We start from the raw sequence: 5,091 nt of genomic DNA on the forward strand, positions 1-5,091 counted from the left end.
GGATTATTAATATACCTATTTCCTTGAACTTTCATAGCAACCTCCTTAAGTTAGTCCACACTTTCTATACTTCTTTATCTATCTTGCTCGATGTCAAAGAAGAATCCGTCTTAGAGTACGTACCATTATTTGTATAGGTTGCACTCGCCCGGTTTGCAGCATTCGATATACAAGTTGCTTTCTGCGATATTTTGCTTACAAAAGAATTATATCCTGTAAAGACCGTTTTCAGCGAACTGATATCTGCCTGCTTTAAAGCATCCTCATCTAATTCCAACTTGTTTCCTTTTCCTATGGTAATACCTATTTTGGCAAGCATATTACTGTTTTTGTCTGTCATTCCAGTCATCCACGAAGCATTTCGCAATACATCCTTTGTATTCGATTCTCCTGCTTCCTTAACTACATCATTATAATCTTCAACAAAAGATTTTACTGCCTTGGTAATTTTATCCCAGTCATAATCCTCTACCTCAATCTCTTCCCCCGTTTTTTCATCTTTCTTTTTTATTTTCTTTTTTTCCCAAAGAGATGAGTCATTCAAAGCATCTGCTGATTTTTTCAGAGAATCTGCACTTGTTTTCATCAAGGTAAGTTTTTGTGAAGTATCACCTTTTCCCGATAATTTTTCAGCATCCTGTTTTGCATAATATGCTTTCATAAGTTTTCCATAGCTTCCATTTTTGATTGCAGCATAATCAGAAAGCATATTTGTATTGCCTACTGATGAACTATCTGACGTTCCACTAAACAAAGCTGAAAAATCTACATTGCTGTTATATTTACTTGTATAATCACTAAAACTTTTGATTTCTGACATAACACCAGCCTCCTTTCCGAACTATAAACGTATATCTATCGGTGTATATACTACCGACTGTCCACTTTCTGATGCTGGATGTTTTATTGTTTCTGCTGTTTCTATTTTGACATCTGCATTCTCTGATGCATCTGTTGTCGTATCTGCATTTTCCTGTGTATTCTCTGCTTTCTGCGTTTGATCCTTCTTTGTTTCTGCTGCATCTGTACGGTTGTCTGCCTTTGCTGCTTCTTCCATAGATTTATTTGCATCTGAAAGTGAAGACATCTGTGCTGCTGTTGCAGACTGCGCTTTTGCCTGCAAATCTGCCAGTTCTTCTTCTTTCTTTTCGGTATTGCCTTTTCCAGCATCCTGCTTGATTTCAGACTCAAGCACACCGGCTCTTCCTTCCATCTGTGTTGCCATACTCCCCTGCACTTTTGCTTGCTTCATAGATGAATCTGCGGAAATCATTGCCCGCATACCTGCCTGTGACAAGCCTGTTCCTTTCTTTGCAGATGTATTTTTTGTACCAGCCACCATATCATCCATAGATGATTTTTTACTCTGCTGTTCCTTTCTCTGTTCAATCTGGTGCTGTCTTAACTGTTGATTGAGATTTGTAATTTCCTGTTGTATCTCCTGACGTTTCTTCATCTTATCCTCTAATGACAGTTCTTCATTTGATGATAAGTCCTGCAATTTCTGCTGTGCATTTGCAATCTGATTCTGAATATTTTTACTCACAGAATCATTCGCCTGTGCCATTCCCATTGCTCCTGTCTGCGTATTCGTTCCGTTAAATCCATTAATTTTCATCATTTTAATCCTCCTTGTTTTGCGAAGCAAAATGCGACTGTCCATACAGGAGCAGAGGATTTTACCTCCTTGAGCTAATACTCTGAAATCCGTTTCCTGAAAATCTGTATAACATGATTTCTCTTTATTTTTTCTTTCGGCATATCTTTCTTCACAATAAACTGCGATGTTGTGAACCGCCCTTTTTTCGTTGTGAAGCAGTCTGAAAATGCTTTTCAGACTGTCGCAGTGCTCCTCAAATATTGTTTGCAAGCAACATATTTTCATCGCTACCTGTGCAAAAAAAGTACTACATATTTCTGTAATTTCTGTAATTTACAAAATACATAGTGCCAATTTATTTCTTTATTCTACCTGCATCATAATGCTAAGGATTACTTCCTCATTTCCCTGCTCCAAAGATATATCTCCCATATACATTCTGGCAACCCGGCGAATGTTATTCAAACCAATTCTATGTTCCCTCCCAGATTTGGTTGTTTCTGGCAAATCGCTATCACCAAAATTAAGCTGACCCCCAAAACTGTTTTTTATGGTTATCATAAAGATACTGTTTTTCCGAAAAGAAGAAATACTGATATACGGATCATCTCCACTTACATTTTCCATACAGTTATTCAAGGCATTATTCATGATCACACTCAAATCAAATGCATTTAACTTCGTATTATGCGGATAATGAAAATCCGACAGAAACCGAATCTGCCTTTCTTTTGCTTCTCTCAGCTTTTCCATCAAAATGACATCAATTACCGGACTTCCTGTCTTTATTTCCGGAGATACCTCGTCCCATTCATTTTTCAGATGTTCCAAGTATTCTGTAGCATCATCCATATTATTATGTGCCACGAGATGTTCCAGTGTCTGTATATGATTTCCCATATCATGGCGCATGGAGCGGATATCCCGATACAACTTTTCGACTTCCCCAATATGCTTTTTCATGTCACTGATCTGATTTAATACCAGCTCTTGTCCCCGCTGTTCTTCCTGCATCTCTTTCCAGTTTTGGAACATTACAATCACAACAAGAATAGCGACTATGGAAATCAGATAGTGTAAAAAGCTTAAAGCTCCATAAAATCCATATGTATCAATCAAGTTCTTTCCAGTATCTCTTTCGTATATCATGAGATAATATTGTAAAATGCCATACCCAGTGACGCCTACAAGCGAAGGTATAATAAGCATTACCATCTCTTTGACGCTCATTTCATCTTTTTTGTATATATACGCTTTATTGATCAGTCCTATTGCAACCGCAATAAAAGCAATACAAAGTACAATATCCAAAACTCTGGTTCCAACATATAGTCCGTATTGCAACCACACTTTTTCTGCACTCATATTCCGAAATACAAGTGCTTTTGTAACAAGATCATCAAGTCTGCCTGCCATTGCAACCGTTAACCATCGGATAGAAAAGAACGTAATTGCAAGAAATATTTTCTGATATATATTTCTTCTGTCCTCTACATACATTGCAAGAAACGCTGCTATAACTCCAATCAGATATGCGGAAAAATTATCAATCTGTGGCGGAATCATATATAAAACAAGCATAATCGTAATATAAACAATACTGACTGCCACAGCCCCTTTTTTCTTTTTTATATAGGGACAAACAAATTTTCCAAAATAGATTCCTGTAATCATAAGGAGTGCAATAACAGAAATTTTCGATGTAACCATCCAGCATTTTTCTACCAAACTCATCCGATTTCTTTTCCTTTCCTCTGATTATATTTCAAATATTGTTTTACAAACTCAGAATAATTCTGTTTTGCAATCAATGCAGTTCCATTTTCCATCGTCACACAATTTGCATCATATTTCTTAACATATTTGAAATGTACGAGGTAGGCTCTGTGTGTACGAAAGAAATCTGCTCCCGCAATTTCACTCAGTTCCTGCAATTTTCCATAATATTCAATATTCGTATCCCGTGTATGGATAATGACTTTTCGATTATATACCTCGGCATACACAATATCCTTCAAAAACACTTTCATATGGCTTCCTCCGGACTGCACCATCATGTATTTTTCATCCGATTGATTTTCAGAATATTTTTCAATACTTCTGACTGCACGTTTCACAACTTCCTCAAATTTTTCATCTGAAAATGGTTTCACCAGATAATGAAATGCTGCAACATCAAATGCCTGAAAAACATACTCCTCCACAGCAGTTACAAATATCAATACCATTCTTTCATTTTTCTGACGCAGAATCCCTGCCGTTTCCATTCCATCCATTCCTGGCATCTGAATATCTAAAAATAGAATATCCGGCTCACAACCACTTGCAATCAATTCATCACCAGATAAATATTTATCTATTACTGCATCCGGTAATAATTTCTTTATTTTTTCTTCTAATATCAATCCTATAGATTTTTCATCATCACAGATTGCTATTTGCATCTTGTCACTTCCTTACTTACATACAATTATATTTATTATATCGGAAAAGTTCTTTAAATAGCTAGCCACCATGTTGTGAACAGACCTTTTTTTGATGTGAAATAGAATATCACATATATCGCTTTATCTGCTTCCTGCTAATTTGTTTTATCCGACACACGCTCCTTGGAGTGACTGTATCTATCAAAAAAAGAAGTCAGCAGTTTATTCACGCACTACTGACTTGGCAAAGACGTAAAACCTCCCTGCTTCTCCACTTTGTAATGTGCCTCCAATGCACGCATTTCGACTACTGTGGCATTTGATGGATCAACGTCATTGATATAAATTCTTTGTTCAAACTCTTTTCCGTTTTCATCCACACCTTTCGCTAACACCACTGGATTTTCATCCGTCGAATCATCCGCATATTTAAGGCAATAAGAAAGACCTGTACCATTACCTCCTGTCCACAACATATTATCTGTTGTGAATATCTGATATACCTTTGGTGTTTCAGCCGTATAAAATGTATTTTCCGCAGATACAGGGGCTTTCATATTATTGCCTTTTTGTTGTCGGTACATTGAAGATACCGTATTTAGACCAGAACCAATGTGCATACTTCTGTTCCTCCAATCAGCTTAAAAATATCTCTATATTCTAGACCACTTCCTGCCTTAACTTTTTTTGAATACACATGAAAGGGATTTTCTCCTTGGTGTGAATGACCATCGGTTTGTCATCAACCTTTCTAATTTTCAATTTTCTCACCTACTACTTTGAAAAATAAAATAAGCCGCTAGGGAACAAAAATTACTCCTTAACGGCTATGTAAAATCATTCAATATTCAATTATTAAAAGCAACATGAAACTGGAATTTTGGCATTTCTACAAGTACCAATATGAGTGCATTCCACATAAATATGTTTTGGAATTTTTCGGCATTTGCTTTATTGCATTGTAAATATTTAAGTAATCCCCAAACCCCATTCCAATACAAATAATTCCAAATAAACCCAATCCAACAAATTGCGGAAATATCAAAAATAAAATATAGGGAATTA

General features: G+C 36.2%; 5 protein-coding genes and 1 pseudogene. All 6 read right to left on the reverse strand.

Annotated features, from left to right (window positions below):
• Nucleotides 1-64: 64 nt before the first annotated feature.
• Nucleotides 65-820, reverse strand: a complete 756-nt coding sequence (gene fliD, locus BM157_RS13145; RefSeq protein ID WP_242858652.1) for a flagellar filament capping protein FliD — start codon at nucleotides 818-820, stop codon at nucleotides 65-67.
• A gap of 21 nt (nucleotides 821-841) precedes the next feature.
• Nucleotides 842-1,618 carry a FlxA-like family protein gene (locus tag BM157_RS12670; protein WP_090141448.1) on the reverse strand — a complete coding sequence of 259 codons (777 nt, stop codon included), beginning with the start codon at nucleotides 1,616-1,618 and terminating at the stop codon, nucleotides 842-844.
• 345 nt (nucleotides 1,619-1,963) lie between these two features.
• Nucleotides 1,964-3,334, reverse strand: coding sequence for a sensor histidine kinase (locus BM157_RS12675; protein WP_090141444.1), 1,371 nt, complete (start codon nucleotides 3,332-3,334; stop codon nucleotides 1,964-1,966).
• Nucleotides 3,331-4,044, reverse strand: a complete 714-nt coding sequence (locus BM157_RS12680) for a LytR/AlgR family response regulator transcription factor (RefSeq protein WP_090141446.1) — start codon at nucleotides 4,042-4,044, stop codon at nucleotides 3,331-3,333. The genes BM157_RS12675 and BM157_RS12680 overlap by 4 nt, the downstream gene beginning before the upstream one ends.
• Nucleotides 4,045-4,268: 224 nt before the next feature.
• Nucleotides 4,269-4,646, reverse strand: a pseudogene (locus BM157_RS12685) (hypothetical protein); the annotation flags it as partial.
• A gap of 269 nt (nucleotides 4,647-4,915) precedes the next feature.
• The gene (locus BM157_RS13335) at nucleotides 4,916-5,089 is read right to left on the reverse strand and encodes a metalloprotease family protein (RefSeq protein WP_456361701.1); all 174 of its coding nucleotides are present in this window, start codon (nucleotides 5,087-5,089) and stop codon (nucleotides 4,916-4,918) included.
• Between the last annotated feature and the right edge of the window lie 2 nt (nucleotides 5,090-5,091).

It is taken from the genome of [Lactobacillus] rogosae, assembly GCA_900112995.1.
In the GTDB taxonomy this organism is placed as follows: domain Bacteria; phylum Bacillota; class Clostridia; order Lachnospirales; family Lachnospiraceae; genus Lachnospira; species Lachnospira rogosae.